Source organism: Dorea sp. OM07-5 (assembly GCF_003481355.1).
Lineage (GTDB): Bacteria > Bacillota > Clostridia > Lachnospirales > Lachnospiraceae > Dorea_D > Dorea_D hominis.
In genome coordinates this window covers 78,793-98,315 of record NZ_QUKZ01000001.1, presented here as the reverse complement: position 1 = coordinate 98,315, position 19,523 = coordinate 78,793, and the positions used below count along the sequence as shown (strand labels likewise).

The 19,523-nt window shown below is 35.7% G+C and carries 17 protein-coding genes and 1 pseudogene; all 18 read right to left on the bottom strand.

Annotated elements, in window-relative coordinates:
• Nucleotides 1-32: 32 nt before the first annotated feature.
• The 18 genes and pseudogenes from rfbB to DXC04_RS00405 all read right to left on the bottom strand — a co-directional run bounded on the left by rfbB (nucleotide 33) and on the right by DXC04_RS00405 (nucleotide 19,463).
• Nucleotides 33-1,052 carry a dTDP-glucose 4,6-dehydratase gene (gene rfbB, locus DXC04_RS00495; protein WP_117456733.1) on the bottom strand — a complete coding sequence of 340 codons (1,020 nt, stop codon included), beginning with the start codon at nucleotides 1,050-1,052 and terminating at the stop codon, nucleotides 33-35.
• A 19-nt stretch (nucleotides 1,053-1,071) separates the two neighbouring features.
• On the bottom strand, nucleotides 1,072-1,797 hold the full coding sequence (locus DXC04_RS00490) for a hypothetical protein (RefSeq protein ID WP_118659503.1): 726 nt from the start codon (nucleotides 1,795-1,797) through the stop codon (nucleotides 1,072-1,074).
• Between the two features lie 110 nt (nucleotides 1,798-1,907).
• Nucleotides 1,908-2,153 (bottom strand): VanZ family protein, encoded by a 246-nt coding sequence (locus DXC04_RS00485; protein WP_243112072.1) that lies wholly within the window; start codon nucleotides 2,151-2,153, stop codon nucleotides 1,908-1,910.
• Nucleotides 2,107-3,249, bottom strand: a complete 1,143-nt coding sequence (locus tag DXC04_RS00480; protein WP_118659501.1) for a DUF4238 domain-containing protein — start codon at nucleotides 3,247-3,249, stop codon at nucleotides 2,107-2,109. The genes DXC04_RS00485 and DXC04_RS00480 overlap by 47 nt, the downstream gene beginning before the upstream one ends.
• 144 nt (nucleotides 3,250-3,393) lie before the next feature.
• Nucleotides 3,394-4,008: a VanZ family protein gene (locus DXC04_RS00475; RefSeq protein ID WP_330426402.1), complete on the bottom strand. Its 615-nt coding sequence runs from the start codon at nucleotides 4,006-4,008 to the stop codon at nucleotides 3,394-3,396.
• A 3-nt stretch (nucleotides 4,009-4,011) separates the two neighbouring features.
• Nucleotides 4,012-4,914: a sugar phosphate nucleotidyltransferase gene (locus tag DXC04_RS00470; RefSeq protein ID WP_118659499.1), complete on the bottom strand. Its 903-nt coding sequence runs from the start codon at nucleotides 4,912-4,914 to the stop codon at nucleotides 4,012-4,014.
• Nucleotides 4,915-4,969: 55 nt separating this feature from the next.
• Entirely contained in the window at nucleotides 4,970-6,130 is a 1,161-nt protein-coding gene (locus tag DXC04_RS00465; protein ID WP_118519519.1) for a Coenzyme F420 hydrogenase/dehydrogenase, beta subunit C-terminal domain, read from the bottom strand.
• A 1-nt stretch (nucleotide 6,131) separates the two neighbouring features.
• The gene (locus DXC04_RS00460) at nucleotides 6,132-7,643 is read right to left on the bottom strand and encodes a lipopolysaccharide biosynthesis protein (protein WP_118659497.1); all 1,512 of its coding nucleotides are present in this window, start codon (nucleotides 7,641-7,643) and stop codon (nucleotides 6,132-6,134) included.
• Nucleotides 7,644-7,646: 3 nt separating this feature from the next.
• A complete protein-coding gene (locus tag DXC04_RS00455; RefSeq protein ID WP_207722419.1) occupies nucleotides 7,647-8,621 on the bottom strand; it encodes a glycosyltransferase family A protein in 975 nt (324 codons plus the stop codon).
• Nucleotides 8,609-9,877, bottom strand: a complete 1,269-nt coding sequence (locus DXC04_RS00450) for an O-antigen ligase family protein (RefSeq protein WP_118519521.1) — start codon at nucleotides 9,875-9,877, stop codon at nucleotides 8,609-8,611. The genes DXC04_RS00455 and DXC04_RS00450 overlap by 13 nt, the downstream gene beginning before the upstream one ends.
• Nucleotides 9,855-10,961, bottom strand: a complete 1,107-nt coding sequence (locus DXC04_RS00445; protein ID WP_118659495.1) for a polysaccharide pyruvyl transferase family protein — start codon at nucleotides 10,959-10,961, stop codon at nucleotides 9,855-9,857. Before DXC04_RS00445 ends, DXC04_RS00450 begins: the two co-directional genes overlap by 23 nt.
• A 17-nt stretch (nucleotides 10,962-10,978) precedes the next feature.
• Nucleotides 10,979-11,971 (bottom strand): glycosyltransferase family 2 protein, encoded by a 993-nt coding sequence (locus DXC04_RS00440; protein WP_118519523.1) that lies wholly within the window; start codon nucleotides 11,969-11,971, stop codon nucleotides 10,979-10,981.
• 87 nt (nucleotides 11,972-12,058) lie between these two features.
• The gene (locus DXC04_RS00435; RefSeq protein ID WP_158580403.1) at nucleotides 12,059-12,913 is read right to left on the bottom strand and encodes a capsular polysaccharide synthesis protein; all 855 of its coding nucleotides are present in this window, start codon (nucleotides 12,911-12,913) and stop codon (nucleotides 12,059-12,061) included.
• A 137-nt stretch (nucleotides 12,914-13,050) separates the two neighbouring features.
• A pseudogene (locus DXC04_RS00430) lies at nucleotides 13,051-13,770 on the bottom strand (capsular polysaccharide synthesis protein).
• Between the two features lie 113 nt (nucleotides 13,771-13,883).
• Complete coding sequence (locus tag DXC04_RS00420) at nucleotides 13,884-15,110, bottom strand: glycosyltransferase (RefSeq protein ID WP_118659487.1); 1,227 nt, start codon at nucleotides 15,108-15,110, stop codon at nucleotides 13,884-13,886.
• 94 nt (nucleotides 15,111-15,204) lie between these two features.
• Nucleotides 15,205-16,350 (bottom strand): glycosyltransferase family 4 protein, encoded by a 1,146-nt coding sequence (locus DXC04_RS00415; protein ID WP_118659485.1) that lies wholly within the window; start codon nucleotides 16,348-16,350, stop codon nucleotides 15,205-15,207.
• A 79-nt stretch (nucleotides 16,351-16,429) separates the two neighbouring features.
• Nucleotides 16,430-17,881: a sugar transferase gene (locus tag DXC04_RS00410; protein ID WP_118659483.1), complete on the bottom strand. Its 1,452-nt coding sequence runs from the start codon at nucleotides 17,879-17,881 to the stop codon at nucleotides 16,430-16,432.
• A gap of 424 nt (nucleotides 17,882-18,305) precedes the next feature.
• The gene (locus tag DXC04_RS00405; RefSeq protein WP_118659481.1) at nucleotides 18,306-19,463 is read right to left on the bottom strand and encodes an FprA family A-type flavoprotein; all 1,158 of its coding nucleotides are present in this window, start codon (nucleotides 19,461-19,463) and stop codon (nucleotides 18,306-18,308) included.
• Between the last annotated feature and the right edge of the window lie 60 nt (nucleotides 19,464-19,523).

Genomic DNA, 19,523 nt, shown 5'->3' with positions numbered 1-19,523 from the left:
AATACTTTCATTTCTTATCGCTCCTAATATTCTTATCTGTTTCCGTACATTTTTTCGTAGTAGTTCTGATATTCACCGGAAATAATTGTCTCCCACCATTCCTTATTATCTAAATACCACTGAATCGTCTTCTTAATTCCATCTTCAAATTTTGTTTCTGGAAGCCAGCCTAATTCGTTGTGAATCTTTGTTGGGTCAATAGCGTAACGCATATCATGACCTTTACGGTCTGTTACATGAGTGATCAGACTTTCCGGCTTTCCAAGTTCTTTACAGATAATCTTTACAATGTCAATATTCTTCATCTCGTTGTGACCACCGACGTTATAAACTTCTCCAACACGTCCGTTATGGATGATTAAGTCAATCGCACGACAATGATCCTCTACATATAACCAGTCACGAACATTTAATCCTTCGCCATAAACAGGTAACGGCTTATCTGCTAAAGCATTGGCGATCATTAACGGGATTAACTTCTCTGGAAAATGATATGGTCCATAGTTGTTAGAGCAACGGCTAATTGTTACAGGCAGCCCATAAGTTCTGTGGTAAGCAAGAACTAATAAGTCTGCTCCTGCCTTTGAACTACTGTATGGAGAACTTGTATGGATTGGTGTCTCTTCTGTAAAGAATAAATCCGGTCTGTCTAATGGAAGATCTCCGTAAACTTCATCAGTGCTTACCTGATGGTATCTCTTGATACCATATTTACGGCAGGCATCCATCATAACAGCAGTTCCTTTAATGTTTGTGTCTAAGAAAATCTCAGGATTTTCAATAGAACGGTCTACATGGGATTCTGCTGCAAAGTTCACAACCATATCTGGATGTTCCTCTTCAAATAATTTATAGATTGCTTCTCTGTCACAAATATCAATCTTGCAGAAACGGAAATTAGGATTATCCATTACTGGAGCTAAAGTAGATAAGTTTCCTGCATATGTAAGCTTGTCCACACATACAATTCTATAATCAGGATATTTATCCAACATATGAAATACAAAGTTACTTCCAATAAATCCGGCTCCTCCGGTTACGATAATTGTCATTCTTCTATCCTCTTCTTTCTTAATACAAATGTTGATGCATTTTCTTCTCTATTGCTTCCGGAACTCTGATCAAGCCAAATCGCCATAGTATCGGATAAATATATGAAACTCCTCTAATATCTCCAAGTGCCTTCGGTTTCTTCACTTCTTCTGAAACCTTCTTACTATTTTCAAATGCCAGCACCACACTACTCCAGGCAAGGCTCTTACTTTTCTCTCTCCGGTCTATCAACAGCTCTCTGTTATACTCTCCGTTTTTACCGACCTTCAATTTATATCGGAATGGTAATTCTGTTGCCGTTTTAAATGGATACTCCTGAAATGCAATAACAGTCTGCCACAGATTTTCTTCTGATGGTATTTCGTGTAGAAGCCGAACCTGCTCTTGCCGAATCTTATACGTCCGGCATCGCTCCGCATTTAAACTTATCTCTGCTGCATTATAAATTCCCTTAGTGTAAGGCAGATAGGAATGAACCGATGCTCTGGAAAGACCTGTGAGTTTCATAATCTCTGAAATCTTTTTTCCTGACTGATGCAGATCATTGATTTCTGTACATCTATCTGATGTGAATACATCTGCAGTAATAAGTAGCTTACGAAGTTTAAGCAGACTAATATTTAACTCATCTGCCAGTGACCTTAAAGAATCTGCTTCTTCATAGGCATCTCTTAACTCTTGAAGAAAATTGTTAAATTGAAGTTCTGGATCATATTCTGGTTTCTTTTTTGGTCTTCCTGCCATTTCTAATTCCTATTTCCATGTGAATCCAATCACCTTGCACCTAAAACAGAGGATTCCCTGCTCCGGACTAATGCTCCGATAGCTGTCCTCTGTTTCTTATTTTATTTTTTTCACTTTCGCTTTCTGAAATATCCTAAATAATAGACGACACCACCTACTGCTCCACCAAGTGTATTATAGGTCAGATCCGATATTTGAAATGTTCCAAGATGGAATAATAACTGAGTAAATTCTATCAGAAAAGAAAATACTGCTACAACTTTTGTGGATTCCCAAACGGTTTTTCCAAATCTAATATTCTCAGATTCATCAAGTAATTCTTTTTGAAATGCCCACAAACAATTGCTTGACATCATAATTTTGATCCTTAATAACCAGTTTATTTCCATATTTAGCAATAGACTTATTATATTCCAGCACTTCATTTTGTGAGAGTTTACTCACTATAAATTTGCCTGTCTCACCTCTGCCATATCCAATAGCCAACGTCGGAGTTGCAACAAATATGATATCCTTTAAACCATCTGCTCTGTCTCTTGTAAAAGATGGAACATCTGATGTAATAAAGGGATTCGTATCGTTCGTCATCAAGAAAACTGGAGCCACTCTTTGCATAAATGCGCTCTCTATAGTTTTCATCTTTCCACTGTCTGACTGCAGATAATCAACAAATGCTTTTATTATTGATGCGTGCTTCATCTGATCATACGCAGTGACATCATCTTCATATGTTCTATCTGCTTCTGGGATTATTACATTTTTCAGTTCGTCTGTGAATGGTATAAAATCATAAATAGAGTTAAATATTTCGTTACCAGCAATGCTTCTCCAGTTATAAATCATGCAGTATTTCATTAGAGTATTCAATTCGTCTTGAGTCACACTGCTACTTGTCGAAGTGTTTCTATTCGCATACGCCTGCTTTATCTTATTTTCTACTGATTGAATAAATTCTCCCCAATTATTTTCATATGTGTGTGCCCATTCAGTTTCGACAAAGGTCCATCTTGAATTATTAAAATATTCCTTCAGATGTCTTTTTTCATCTTCTGTAAACTCTATTCCAGAAGAATCTTTTATCTCCCATTTATCGAAGTCGTAAAAATATTGATTAAGTAATTCTGGACTATTCAAATTCTTACCATCACATACCACATTAAACTGCAGTATGTCATCGTAAATCTCATGAAGTGCCTCGTCTGGCATATATGGGAACCCTGCTTTAATGTCATGAAACCCGTTTTTTGCCATTATCTCCTTGGTGGAAAAGGATCTTAAAGTCCAATCCGAATTTTCCGGGTTGGATTCACAATAACCCACACTCTTATCAAACAACCAGACTTTCGGATCATTACCGCTATTATGTTTCCACGCTTTCATGTAACATCTTGGAATAAGATGCTGATTCATTGCTACATCACTATGTGTTTTTGGGGCTGGTATAATAGCCATAACCTTTTCCTTCTGACATTCTAGTTTTTCTCACACTTAGCCGATCATAAGATCGTTGCCTGCTGCTCACCACGAAGAGGTGTGTGATTATTACGAGCAATGTAGGGAGCTACCGCTCCCTGTATATCACAATTTCATCCAGTTTTATAGACGCTTTCTTGCCTTCATCAACGCACAGTACATCAATCCGCCTAGCACTCCGCCGACTGTGTTGTAGAAGATGTCCGATAGCTGGAATGTACCCAAGCGAAGCAATAATTGTAGCATCTCAATGCTTATCGAAAAAATGAACGCTACCTTTCCGCTATACCACAGTATCTTCTTCCAGCTACTGTCCACTTTCTCTTGAAATGTCCATATAACCATGCTGGTGAACGGCACCATCATGATCACGTTCTCAATGCACTCAGTTGTAAGTTTCTGCTCGCCGTTCACGGTCTCCCAGATGCCCCAGCCACCCATGACATTTGACAAAGGATTTAGCCACAGGTTCCGATTCAGCAGCGTTCGGAACAAGATCATCGATGTCACGAAAACCAGTAAGAACATCTTCCGAAAGAACACGCTCTCTTTAAATTTCTGATACCAAGTCACTATGGCGCTCTTCCATCCTTTGCCTGCTGCGGTAGGTTCATACGCATACAGATAGAAAAACATGGCAAAAAAGGAAAGAAGAAGCGAAAAGCCAAACGGCTCATATAGCGCAGTCAGGATGTTTGTGAGGATCTTCCCGAATAAATCAATCGTTTCTTTCATCATTGTTTAGAGATCACTGAACAAGTCAGCCTTGTACACGCCGTTTTCCAGCATCTTCTTGAAGCTGTCCTTTACAGCTGCGACATCCTCATGATATGTCATACCATACCAAGTGTCATTGGTTCTCAGAACCTTTACAGACATCTTTCCCTGCTCCAGCAGCTCACCGATAAAGATGGGAATCAGATATTCTGCTTTCAGAGGATTACCCGGGACCTCTTTCTTAAAAAACTCCTTAAAGCCATCTTCCAGCACATCCAAAAACTCCGGTGTCAAGCCCCACATATTCATGGAAACAAGAGAATTCACATCAACAGCTACGCCATCTGTTTCTGCCCCAGTTGCGGTCTTTACAATGTTCTTGGTTTCCACAACCTCAGTCAAATTATTCTGCTCATCCATCTTGCAGATGCCACGGGTCACGCCACCGTTATCAGACAGCGTGTTCTTCAGCACAAAGCCAGCCATGCAGGACTTTCCACCATTCACCAGATACTCATGTACGGCTTTGAAACCTTCCTTGCCGTAGTAATCGTCCGCATTGATGACGATAAACGGAGTCTTGATGACCTTCTTCGCTGCAAGCACAGCCTGACCGGTTCCCCACGGCTTTGTGCGACCTGCTGGAAGTTTTCCCGGAATATCGTCAATGTCCTGAAAAGCGTAATCCACAGTTACATTATGAGAAGAGCAAATGGAGGCAATGCGATCACCGATGACCTCTTTGAACTCCTTCTCGATATCCTTGCGGATAATAAATACCACATGATTGAAACCAGCTTCAATCGCATCATGGATTGAATAATCCATAATGATATGTCCAGCATCATCCACTGGCTCCAACTGTTTGATTCCTGTTCCAAAACGGCTACCGATACCGGCAGCCATAATAAGTAATGTTGTGTTCATCACTTTTCCTCCTTTATTATCTAAACTATAGACTTTCTTTTTCTCCCAGCCACTTTTAATGCCTTAACATTGCTTTTAATCTTTGTTTCACAGGTGACAAAACTCTTCTTATTTTTTCAAGCATCTTCATTGATCCGTATTTTTTTAAACAGTACTCAAATCCTTTTTTTTCAATCATCCTTTGGAATTCTTCGTAGTGATATGGTTTAGGTGAAGGACTATTCAAATTCTTCTGATTAATTTCATTTAACGAACACTCTATTATATCAAATTTGTTTTTTAGTGTTTCAAATACTTTTTCCCCCTTTTCGGAATTTATAATAACAGATGATACGCCCAATTTATCCTCAAATGCCTCATTTACATTTTTCAGATTCCAAAAATCTCCAATTGTTATGTCTCCTTGTCGTTCCATACTTGAGAATCTACATGCATAACAAGAATCTCTTAATATATAATTATTGGTAAATAAACGATAAAAATTATCCACCCATATAGGAGCATGGTATATTCGTCCATTTTTAAATTTAATATATATTTCTTGATTTCTCCACCCATACACTTTCTCTCGAAATTTAAGTTCTATTATTTGAGAAGAATACAGCTTTTCTTTTCCCTTTAAAAATGCGTTTAATAATTCACTACTTGGTACACCATGACAAATTAAATCCAACGTATATAAATTATCATATTCTTTTCTCAAATATTTCTTCAAACCAGCTACCTCACATGGCGTACCTGTAAACAACACCTCTTTTCCTTCCTTCAGATCTTTCTGTACCATACAAAAAATCGAATGTTTATCACTTTGTACATATTTAGAGCCTTGAAATTTCCGAGCATCTTCAATCGTTGTCGCTCTTCCATGTTTTACTTGAAAATCATTGTTCATCTCCACGCCATACACAACGCCATCATTGTTCAAAATATATTTTGCAACTTCTGCAAATACTCCACCTGAACTACTTTTTGCTCGTTCATGCTCATCTTTATTTTTTACTCCATAAGCTATTTTTTCAAACTTCTTATTCTTTTCTTTATCTTTTAATGGACAAACCTTTTCGCATAATCCGCAATTAACGCATGAATCTTTTCTAATTTCAGGATACAAATATCCCTTTTCATCATGTTTCATATAAATTGCATGTTTAGGACAAATATTCAAACATGCTGAACATCCACAACAGTCCTCTTTATTTATATATAACTTTTCCATCTTATTTTCCTTTCATATTTCTCAATCTTATAAGTATCGTTCTAAAATTGTCTCTTGCAAATATAATATGAAAAATACAAATAAAAACTAAACTATAAGTTCCAACACAGATTGCGTAAAAAAGCCATGTAATAAGACTTGTTGGCGTAAACTTTATTAGCATTGGTGCCGTAACATATATTACTATAATCATTAAAATTGCAGTACAAATATTTAACAAAGTACTTTTTCTAGTCATATGTGTTACCATTTTGGGTATAAAAAAGTACAAATCAATACAACGATATAAATTAGATAAGCAGGAAGCTAACATGATTCCAGCTAATCCCCATTTTATTCCAAAGCAAATACCTCCTATCAATAAAATAGCTGCTTGAACCGTACTTTGAACTCTTGTTTCCTTATATAACCCCGCCGCTATCACCAACATTCCTTGAGGTGTTTTTAGATTGTATAAGATTCCATTAGCTACAAATAAAATAGCAAGTGTAAGATTTGTATATTGAATATCATTAACTCCACTTGTATAGGCCCCTACAAACGGTAGGATTGTAACTAATGTAATAGAATATATAACGCTAACCATAAAATAATAAAGATATTCGAAATCACTATATGCCTTTTGAAATGCTGTCTTATCTTTCTTAACAATTAATTCCCCAAAACCTGCTGAGACACCCGTAGAAAATACAGACATTACTCCATTAATCCCAGCCATCACCATATTATAAACTGAATAAACACTTACCATTTTAAGAGATGAAAAAATGGTTGTCATAACTGCTGGAGATGCATTTTGTACAGTTTGAACTATCTGTAAATATAACGCACTCCATCTCTTATCCATCGCACCATAATCAGGTTCCACGTCATAACATATAAAGTGGTAATTAGTTTTAACATACACATACAATATTAATGTTCTCACAAATATTGATAACAATGCAATAATTCTCAACAAGACAATATTAATATGCATTATTGATAAGGCCACGACAATGATAGTATTTAAAACTGTATACACAATCGAAGCCAATGAAATTACATATGTCCTTTGATCAGCAGTAAGCAATGCTCTGTATTTTGCCAAAGTAAAAAATTCTAACGAGCCATTAACTCCCAACACAAGAACTAAAGCGAAAATACTAGTTTGATCTAAAACAGTTGAATCTGTAATAAAAGGATAACATATAGCCAAGATTACAACCAGACCTACAAAAATGAATCCTGATTTCACATAAAAGTGCTTCGCAGCAACTATTATCCGGTTGATCCTATTGTAGTCTTTCTCTGCGATAGGTTTGTACAAAGAATAAACCGCTGCACTTGACAAACCAGCCTCTACTAGATTGAAGTAACTAATAAACTGTAGAATAGATGATATCAAGCCATTAATTTCAGATCCATATGCTGTCAACATAAATCTAGGCGTTATAAACCCTGCAATCATTGTTACGACCTGTAATAATGCTGTCGTAACCGAATTCAATATAAATTTTTTTGAGCGTCCCATATTTTACCTTGCCTTTATTCCTAACATTCCCATAATATAGTATATTTTTTGTTTAATTCCGTTTTCCCCAACTACTTTTAATTTGTTATAATAAACCTTTACTTCACTTTTCATTCCGTATTCATTTGCCAATCGGAGATAAAAACGATTAAAGTGTACAAATACTTTTCGAGTGTATATATTCTGATCATTGACATCACATATATTCTTTACAAGATCATATAATGTATTTTCATGTTCTTGAAATCTTCGGATTGTTTTTTCATAATTATTATTATCTTTATTAGAATGACTGTTTTTATGTAGAATATACTTATATAATGTTTTATCAATGTATCCAATTTTTTTTTCGTGATATGCTACTGGCAATAAAATCTGATAATTCTGCCCAATTCGGCTCTCATTTATATGTCTACTTGGCACATACTTAAAAAATATATCTGTTCTCATAATATAGATACCCGGACAAAATACAACATTTTTACTGAATAATAAATCTTCAAAAAAATTATCTTTTTCAGGTTTAATTCTTTGTAAACGCTTTATAACATTTCCACTCTCATCTACATAATCAGCCCAAGACATTGCCAATGGAATATCTGGATGTTGTTCCATGTATTTCACCTTTTCGCTAATATTGTTTCGATACAATTCGTCATCTGAATCTGGCCAAATAAAGTATTTTCCTTGAATATATGGAAAGCCCAAATTCATAGCCTTTGCTTGTCCACCATTCTCCTGCTTTAAATACACAAAACGAATGTTTCTTTCTTCGAATTTCTCCTTATACTTATAGACAATATTTTCAGTTCTATCAGTTGAGCCATCATTAATAAAAATCACTTCATAATTTTCATAATCCTGTTCCAAAATTGAGATAAAAAATGCATCTAAATATTTTTCAGAATTATATGACGGAGTAATAATACTCACTAACGGTTCCACTTTAACACCTCCACTCAAATCTAAAACTTCCATTTAATAGTTCTTTTACTGACCATATAAGAAGAATCCGCTACTTTTATATTTGAAACCAACAGGATAATAATAATCAAAACAATTAGCTGGCATGGATAATATAATGTATTTCCAGTAAAACTATAAACTCCAAACAAAATAATCCAATAAATCAAAAGTATATTCCAAAAAACAGGCTTTTCTTTAACTGCAGATATTATCTTAAACAGCATCAAGATAATAAGTAATGTCATTAATAGAAAACCAACGATTCCAGTTTCTGCCAAAAGCTGAATGTATACATTGTGTGCCTGATAATTCCAACGTTCTCCATAATATCGAAATCCTCGATAAAAGGCATAATCATTAAACGATACAAATCCTTTTCCAAACAATGGGTTTTGCCGAAACATTTCCATTGCATAATTCCAAAACACTTCTCTACCCGAAAGTACGTCTCCTTCACTATTCACAATGCGATTGATGATTAAAGACGCACCAGGAACCAGTACATATGCACCTATAATGAATATTGTAATTCCTAAACCAACACCTGCCAATTTTATAAATTTATTGTTTTTGGAAAAAAGTATAACATAAATTAGCAAAACTGCTATTGGTATAATAAAAAGCGTCCTTTTTCCCGTCATCATTAGCGCTACCATTACAATAAGACTCTGAATAATATATTTATGTGATTTATGACAGATATATTCTGCAAAAATCATCCCTAGTCCTAAATTGCAGATAAATGCCGCATATGCCTTTTCAAAAGCGAGACCTGCGATTGCTCCGCCTGATGTAAGCGCACGCATAGTTTCATCTCCGAATGACGCAAATCTAAACAATCTATGAAAAATATCCGGCGATGCCGCTTCTAAAAACATAGAAAAAATAAATATCCAAAATAAAGCCCTGAAGATTTTCAATAAATAGCGATAAAATATTTCTGAAAACCTAAAAAGGACAATACTTATGCCCGAAATAAAGTATATACTATAATCTATAGATCCATCAGAGCTAGAAAACCAAATGCAACCGAGAAGTAGAATTAAAACAAATGCAACATATAGACCTATAAACTTATTCATTTTTACTGTATAATCTTTTTTTGAAACGAACAACACAAAACACAAAACGATTATGAAGAGCGATAGGTGTTTTGTGTACATCATCAACTTGTTATTGGTAGAAAAAATAACCAGATTAATAAGTAAAGCAATTATTATTTCTAATGTTTTAGTACCAGTTAAATTAGAATGACCTTCCATCTTCATTCAAAACCCTCTCAAAATACTGATTTGTTTTTATATATTGTTTTCTGATCTGATCATCGGCAAAATTAAAATCTCTACTAACATTTAATCTACAATCCTCTAATGTTTTCACCTTACATTCATCTAACCCTGTTAAACATAACAAAGATTCGACTCTATCATTAGGCTTAAAATCTTTTTGTAATGCTTCCACATAAAAATCTTTATGAAAAATAACAGAGAAGGCTGTTCCATGGAATGAATTAGTCACAACATAGTCAGCATATTTTATATATCCCAAAAACTCTTCTACTGATGCCGAATACACTCCTTTTATATCCGGAGTTTTCATTTGATCTACTACATCAAAATTCAACGCCACAATTTTTCTGCCCGTTAATTTAGATAATTTTCTTGCAAAGTCAAAAATCAAATTCGAAGTATTCAATTTGTAAATTAATATATAATTCTTAAGTTTAGGTTTCTTTGCAAGTTTTTCCCATTCTTCTGCGGTCAATAAAAAGACTGGATCCACAGATAATTCCGAATCTTTTCCGGTTAGTTTTTTTACAATCTGTTGTCCTGCATTTTCACGGATAGATAATTCAGAAAAAGTTGATAGCAAACTTTTATAATCATTTACATAGCTGTCTGGAATCTCCTTCATACCAAACGAAGCAGCATAGGAAAGTTTGTTATCACAATTTTTTACAAATTGTAAAAAATATGTTTTATCGAAATCTGTACATGCAAAATTGAAAACCTGATCGCTTCCTGTTATAAACTTATCGTAGCGAAGATTCGCCTTATCTATATTAACCTTATCATAAACTTCTGTACTTATTCGGACATTTTGATCCAAAAATCTGTAAAATTCTCTTTTTTTCTTATATGTGTTTTTTAAATTCAACATTCCTCTAATAATCTGTTTTACAGACTTGTCCTTTATTGTGAATGTTTTATAAAAATTTTCCATATGTTCACATCGATAATCTATAACCTCTGCATCATAGTTAGAAACATTTAAAAAATTCTGTAATGCATATGTTTGCAAAACTGCCCCATAATTAATTGCTCTGTGAAACGTAATAATTCCTATTCTCATAAATATCCCTCTATAAATCAATTTATTTTAGATAGTATCTCAAAAACTCGTATCAATTTCCATTTAAGCGAATAATATACAACAATATTTTTCAAATTTGTCGGCTGATATAAGTCAATAACACTCATTATCTCCTGATCATTCAAAAGTATTCTATAAAAGTCTTTAGCATTTCTCGTTTTAGAAATCTTATTTATATTGAATCTCAAGGTAAAAAAAGTCCGATTAATTATTCTTCGTTTCAAATTATAGTCTTTCAAAACATCTCCAAACAGTATGCAAACTTCATTATATAAATTTACAATTCTTTTTAAGACGGATACATCAATTCGATGCGTAAACGAAGTGTCATTAACACGGTATAAATATACAGCTTCAGTGCAAAAGGCTATTTTTTTAGCATGTGTCATAAACATCAGCTTAAATAACAAATCTTCAGAATAAACATCTCGTTCGGAAAAAAATTGTATACCCTCATTTTCAATTATATCTCTTTTGAAAATGCTATCCCATATCGCAATACATCCAGAGTATCCATCTTTCTCTTCGTAAGAAATCATATCAGCCATTGCAGCCTTAATCTCTTTGCAGCCAATTAAAACTTTATCATTTAGTGGATGTTCCTTTATGATCTTTCCATCATGCATATCAACTATTCTACAAGAAACCATATCTGCATTTGTTTCAATCGCTCTTTGATACAGTTTTTCAAGCATATTCTCCTTATACTGATCATCCGAATCTAAGAATGCAATATATTCACCTGTAGATTTTTTTATACCAAAATTTCTTTCTAAACCTTGCCCCACATTTTTATTAGTATATAATTGAATCCTATTATCTCTTTTTTTATATTTTTCACATATCAGAAAAGAATTATCTGTTGAACCATCATCGATTAATAATAGTTCAATATCTCGCAGCGTTTGATTCAATACGGACTCAATACATTGCTCCAGATAAAGTTCCGCATTATATATTGGTACAATTACACTAATTTTTGGTCTCATTCATCATTCCCCATCCACTATCACAAATTCTAGTTTCTTTTAATATCATCATATTCTTCTTTTTAATTTGATTCTGGTATCAAATAATTATTTTGTATTCTTCTCGTCACTTGATGTAATTAAATAATCATAAAAGTTATGTCCGTGTTTAATATCAGCATCTAATTTATATGTCAACTTATGAATACCTGTAAGTTTTTTGATCCAATTCCATTTCTCTTCTGAATAATCATCGGCTAAAACCTTAACAAGATACTCGCTATAATCACTGTTCATATATGGAATTGCTTTCTCAACTTCCGGATTGCTCTTCACCACCAAAGTGATAATCAAATTCGGCAGTAGATACTCAATTACATGTTCGTTTTTGAGCCAATATGCGAAAGCAACATTTCTTATCTCTCGAATTGTTTTGTTTCCCATTTTTGCATGAAGAAACCATGCAGGATATAGCACAGGGTTATCTATCAGCAACAACGAATTTCGAACTGCAAAAAAGTCGCTATTTAAAATCATATCTGGAATCGGATCTGTAAGATATACCGTTGAATCAATCCATGTTCCACCATAATGCTCCAATAATGCAAATCTCATCAGATCCGCATATCCAGCCATCGGAATCTGGCCCGCATCCTTTTTCTTTTCAATGTAATCTGGCAATCGAATGTAATTTGCAAGATTTTGATCATTCAGCAAAATGATTTTTGAATTGGAATGTTTACATACAGATTCATAGCACTTCTGAACAATGATCGGTGCCTGTTCAATACCTTTGTTCCAATAAATCCAGATCGGATTCTCTACATCATTTTGGGGAAAGCTAAGCCCCTCAACATCTGTGTCTTTATACTTTAAATATGGTTTTATCTTGGTAGAAGCTCGTTCCTGCCACAATACCTTCCGCACCTCATAATCCTTGACAAGATGCAATTTGATAAACATAAATGCCCCTCGTTTGACGGCATTCACAATTCCATATCTTTGAATAAAGCCTTTCATGCCAATATTTTGATAGTAGTCATTCAGCATAATAATTTAATTGTCTCCCTTTATCTTGCAGAAACTACTATTCAAAAGGCTCATAGATTCCGCACCAGATAATGGTAAACTGTTTCCTCCTTATCAATTGATGGTTCTAATTTATAGGTTAGTTTATGTATCCCAGTAAGCCGCTTAATCCAATTAAATTTTTCCTCTGTAAACCTATCTCCTAATACTCTAACCAGATATTCGCTGTAGTCACTATTCAAATAAGGCATCTTTTTCTCAACCTCTGGTGATGACCTCATTATTTGTGTGATTACAATATTTGAAAACAGATATTCTGGTACATGATTATTTCGTTTCCAGTAGGCAAACAGAACATTACGAATCTCACAAATCGTTCTATTATGTTGCTTGGCGTGGATGAACCAGACCGGATACAATACGGGATTATCAATTTCGCCGAGTGAATTGTGAAACACAAAAAAATCACTATTTAATATTTCCTGTGGGATTTCATCTGTTAGCAGTATTGTTGCATCCATCCATGTCCCACCATAATGCTCCAATAATGCTACACGCATTAAATCTGTATAAATCGCTAATGGAAGGACTCCGCTTTTTTATTTCTCATTCAGATAATCCGGCATATTTATATAGTTCTGCACATTGTTTTCTGTAAGCAAAACAACTTGTCTGCCGGCATATTTTTTTACAGATTGATAGCACGTCCTTACTATCTCAGGTGCCTGCTCCAACCCTGTATTCCAGAATAACCAAACAGGTTCATCTACTTGGGTTTCTGGGAACGTCAGCTTTTCAGGAGCAATATCTCTGAACTTCAGATATTTTTTACAAACCGCTGTGCCACCCCCCCGATTGCCAAAGCAGTTTTCTCAGCTCATAATCTTTGACAATATGAAGTGGGTTACGAAGAAATTTGTTCCACATTCTTTTCTCCTCGATAAATTTTCATCAGTTTTATATAGTAGCTCTCTGTCGTTTCATACTTCACCTGACTACAATTCTTTGTATATCTTTCCAATACGTCTTGTGTTTGAAGAACTTTCTTTATCGCCTTCATCAGATCTTCCACATTACCTGCTTCAAACAATTCTCCGGTTTTACCAGGCTCAATTAATTCGGGAATTCCTCCCATTTTAGATCCAACAACAGGCGTACCCAAAAGTACCGACTCCATAACAGAGTACGGGCAGTTTTCATACCATTCAGACGGGCAAACACTAATAGCAGCCTCCGCAATAATACGATAGAGTTCTTCTCCTGTCTTAAATCCCAAATACTTCACATTGGGAATATCCTTCATTTTATCAACCGACGGGCCATAGCCAATAAACACAAATTCGGTATTGGGCATCTTCTTGGCTACTTCAAGCAAAGTATCCGTTCCTTTGTCTCGCGAAAGATGGCCAAACTCTAATACATAACCCTTTTTTTGAATGTTATCCAAGTGTGGCATTTCCTTTTTGAAATTGTGCAGCCCAATGGTTTTATCACGGAATCTTTTCTGCGTGTCTAATTTTGATTTAAGGAAAAAGCTGCAGCAAATATAGGCATCTACATACGAGTATGCCTTACTATATTTCCACATATATCCATCCAACGTTCCGAGCAAACTCTTTGCTCTGGAATTTTTTAGACATTTAGTTTGAAAGCAATGAATATAATGACCATCCAAACATAATTCACAAGGCTTCATGTTTACATCAAACATTCCATGGCTGGGGCAAACAAGCTGATAGTCATGTGTCGTGTAAACAATCTTACATTCTTTCTTTGTTTCTTTGCGCCATTTGTTAATTTCCAGAATAATAGAAGGGGTCAGATGATACTGTATATTATTGAGATGTACTACATCTGGTTGAAAATCATCTAAAACCGCACGAATTTTTTTACGCACTTCTCTTGAGTAGATAATACGAAAAGGTGCATTTAAATTTGCCTTTATTCCTTGAGAGAAATCCATATTCGTTACATATGATCCTACTCGATTTCCTACTATATTTTTTTCATTTTCAAGACCAAAGTACTGGACTTCGTGCCCATGTTCTTCTAACATTTTTCCCACATCGAATGTATACGTTTCCGCTCCACCCTTGGGAAATATAAATTTATTTACAAGTAAAATCCGCATATTTTAACTTCCTTTTCTGTGAGTTTGCTTTATTTCATATTTCCTGTCCAGATAAAACAATAGCAGAGATGTTTATCAATAAAATTATTCTTCATCATTTCCTATATAACTTCATCGTTTCCTTTACGACATCATCCCAGTTATATTTCTCGCAGATAAAGTCAGCTGCCTGATTCTTCATTTTCATAACCATTTCTGGATGGTCACAAGCATCTTGCAGTTTTTCTTGCAAGTCCTCTACATCCGACTTTTTGAAAATCAACGCCTTATCTTCCACGACTTCTGCACACTCTGGAATGTCGGAAACCAAACAGCAATTTCCGTAGCTCATTGCTTCTAATAAACTAAGCGGCATTCCTTCCAGATCACTCGGCAAAGTATATACATAAGCATTACTATAAAGTTCATCTAACTCTTTTCCTTGAACAAACCCAGTAAAAATAATTCTTGAATCATCCCTTGCCAGTTCTTTTAATTCTTTTGTAAATTCATCTGTATCTGAACTTCCACCAGCAATAACCAGTTTTTTCTCAGTATCTACCTGCTTAAAGGCTTTTATCAAATATCTAAGCCCTTTTTCTGGAACCAGTCTGCCCAAAAAGAGGATGTAGCTATCTTTTTCTAAACCAAATTTATTCTTAATAATTTCAGCATTTCGGATGATTGGTCTGTTTACACCATTAGGTATAAAACGTGTTTCTCTCCCATATGTATCAAGGAAATATTCCTGAACCCCTTCACTTAACACAATAATTTCGTCAGCAAATTTAACCGCACATTTTTCTCCCAACATAATATATGTACTGGCTAATTTACCCCATTTTGCTCTCTGATGATCTAATCCATGCACCGTAGCTATACATCGCTTTCCGAATAATTTTGGCAACCATAACATTGCACACGGCCCTTCTGCATGAAAATGTACCACATCATATTTTCCAAATGCTGCTGCCACCGCTGCAAAAAAGGAAGCACTCATTGCTGCTAATCCTTTTTTATCTATTGTCGGTACATATTTCATTCGGATTCCTTTATATTCTTTTAACTTCTTTCCATCAAATTCTTTACCACTTACATGATGTCCGCTACGGTTATATACTGTTATTTTATGTCCCAGTTTTGCCATACGAACTGTTAATTCTTCAACTACAATTTCAATTCCACCTTGGCGACTCGGAATTGTCTTATGTCCAAGAACTGCAATTTTAAGTGGAGAATTATTATTTTTCCTTTTATTCATAACTTCCTCTTTTAAATGCAATCTTTATATTTATCCTTTCGCAGCTTATTCCCTCTATAAAATAAGCTACTTGTAGGATTTACATTGAGCCATCTTTCTTAAAGACTACCAATATCGTTTTAAACAATATTTTTATATCGAGCCCAATGTTCCAGTTTGTGATATACTCTTTGTCAAGACGAACCACTTCTTCAAAATCAGTAATGTCGCTACGTCCACTGACCTGCCACATACCGGTTATTCCCGGCTTAATTGCCAATCTTGCACGATGGTGCAGCTCATACAAATTTGTTTCAGAAATAAGGGGAGGGCGAGTACCTATAATCGACATATCGCCTCTCAGCACATTGTAGAATTGCGGAAATTCATCCAGACTTGTTCGTCTGATAAAATCACCGATTCCTGTCTTATGTGTCCCATCTGGAAGTATCTTATTTCCGATAACACGAGGATCAAAGTCCAGTTTAAACATCTTTCCATCTCCAAGTTTGTTATCTTTCATAAGCTCTGCTTTCCGCTCTTCTGCATCCATATACATACTACGGAATTTGTACATCTTAAACTTCTTACCATTTTCCCCTACTCGTTCCTGTGAGAAGAAAATTGGTCCCGGTGACTGCATATAAATTATCGGGGCTACAAACAAGAAAATAACACCTGTCAGTATACACCCTGCTAATCCCCCCACAATATCCATACAGCGTTTTGCGCAAAGCTGTTTTGCAGATGAATAATTTAAGCTTGTCGTAAGTACTGTATAATCTCCAATTTTCTCGATAAATTGTCTTTTACCAGGTTCATTGGTGATTTTAGCAAGGTTCAGATGAATTGTTACTCCTGTCTCTCCCAGTTCTTCCATCAGCTCTTTAGGGTAACCATAATTTGGCGACAGAACAACGAATACTTCGTCAATCCATTCTTTACATACATATTCTGGTGCTGTACTCCTATTTGCTACCACAGTAACACCACCAAAAGAGCTCCCAACCATATTCTCATCTATAATCGCTAATCCTGCAATGCGAAACCTTGCATAATTATGTTCTTCCATGTTCGAAACAACTTTTTCCGCAGCTTCTTTTGTTGTAATAATCAGCAGTGAACGATTATCGCTGTCTTTCATTTTTTTATACAATGCATATTTACGGATTTCTCTGACTATGTATGTCAGGAAAAAATAAAGGATCATATTAAGAATCAGTGCAAGTCGTGAATACTTCTGTCCTTGTCGCAATAAAAATAGATACAATATCGCTACTGCACCTAACATAATTGTATTCTGGAACGTTGCCAGAAACTCTCTGTAATGTCCTCTTTTCAATACATTTTTTAGAGTTCCGCACGCAAAAAGCACAACTATATCTGCAAACTCAATAAATATCGCCATGTTTCGATAAATCAAAAGATTATATGGATAGAATCCATACCCACTTATTCCATACGCCAACACAAATGCAACTTGCAGGCAAAGCATGTCCAACACTAAAAAGTCAAAATGCTTCAGCCAACCCTCACTATCTTTCCTGTACATAACTCATTCCTCTTACTTATTTCTTTATTTCTTTTTCCTTAATTATAAATAACTCTATTTCCCTAAAGAGTCCATCCGCGTATATGTAGTTTTGGTCTTACCTATATCATTTCTTTGATGTATGGAGTAAACTAGTATTTCTTACGATGTAGCTTAAGATTTGTGTTAATATAACTCATACCGACATTGTCGTTTAGATTGTACTCTATTTTCTTCAAAATAGCAACTAATACATAAAGGTCCCCCCCCGCATTTTTTCTGACAACTTAGCGAGGAGGGCTTATAATTCAGTCTACTTTTTCGATACCTTCGTTATGTATTAGCCTTACCGCTTATGTATGATAGCACTTTACTATACGAAAGTCAACTGTCGTATTCTTTTTCATTCATTGATTTAACCTATATATCATATAGATTTTATATATTATTTGCACAGTTCTTCTGCCATTGCTTCAATCTGTGCTTCGTTCTCTTCGCTCATGGAAGACATGATGCTGACAGTTGTGTCAACCCATGTTAAGTCCTTGCTCTTCTCGAAAAGTCCGCGGATTACTTTACCTGCTGTAATCGCCCAAGAACCATTTTCAATAATACCCATCGTACGGTTCTGGTAACCGCGCTCAATCAGGGCTTCGATAAATGTTCTCATGAACGGGAAGATATCTCCATTGTATGTTGTAGTTGCAAGCACTAATTTACCATGACGGAATGCGTCTTCGACTGCCTCTGCCATGTCTTCTCTTGCCAGATCGCAGAGTACGACTTTCGGGCAGCCTTTGGCTTCCAGTGCAGACGCGAGTGTCTCGGCTGCTTTCTTTGTGTTTCCATATACGGATGTGTATGCGATCATGACACCTTCGGTCTCTACACCGTAAGAAGACCATGTTTTGTACTGTCCGATGTAATGCTCCAGATTCTCTTTAAGGATCGGACCGTGCAGTGCACAGATTGTCTGAATATCCAGACCTTCGGCTGCTTTTAAGAGATTCTCTGCCTGCTTGCCGTATTTACCAACGATTCCGAAATAATAGCGGCGAGCTTCACAGTCCCAATCTTCTTCTACGTCCAGGGCGCCGAATTTACCAAATGCGTCTGCGGAAAAGAGGACTTTATCTGTACTGTCATATGTGACCATAACTTCCGGCCAGTGTACCATCGGTGCAAAGACAAATGTCAGCTCATGTTTACCGAGTGACAGTGTCTCCTGATTCTTGACTTCAACTTTCTTGTCTCCAAGGTTCATTCCGCGGAAGAAGTTGCCCATCATCTGGAATGCTTTGGCATTTGCTACGACTTTGGCTTCTGGATATTTCTCAGTGAATTTTGCGATATTCGCGGAGTGATCCGGCTCCATGTGCTGCACGATCAGATAATCCGGTGCCGCGCCGTCCAGTGCTGTGTCGATGTTGCCAAGCCATTCTTCTGCAAAGTTAGCGTCTACGGTGTCCATGACAGCTGTTTTCTCGTCTTTGATCACGTATGAGTTGTATGCCATGCCGTTTGGCACGATGTATTGACCCTCGAACAGGTCGATGTCGTGGTCGTTCACTCCCACGTAGATAATGTCGTCTGTGATTTTCATTGCTAAGATCTCCCTTCTGGTGATTTGCTTTGTTTGCTCTTTTTTACTCTGTTGGTAGTA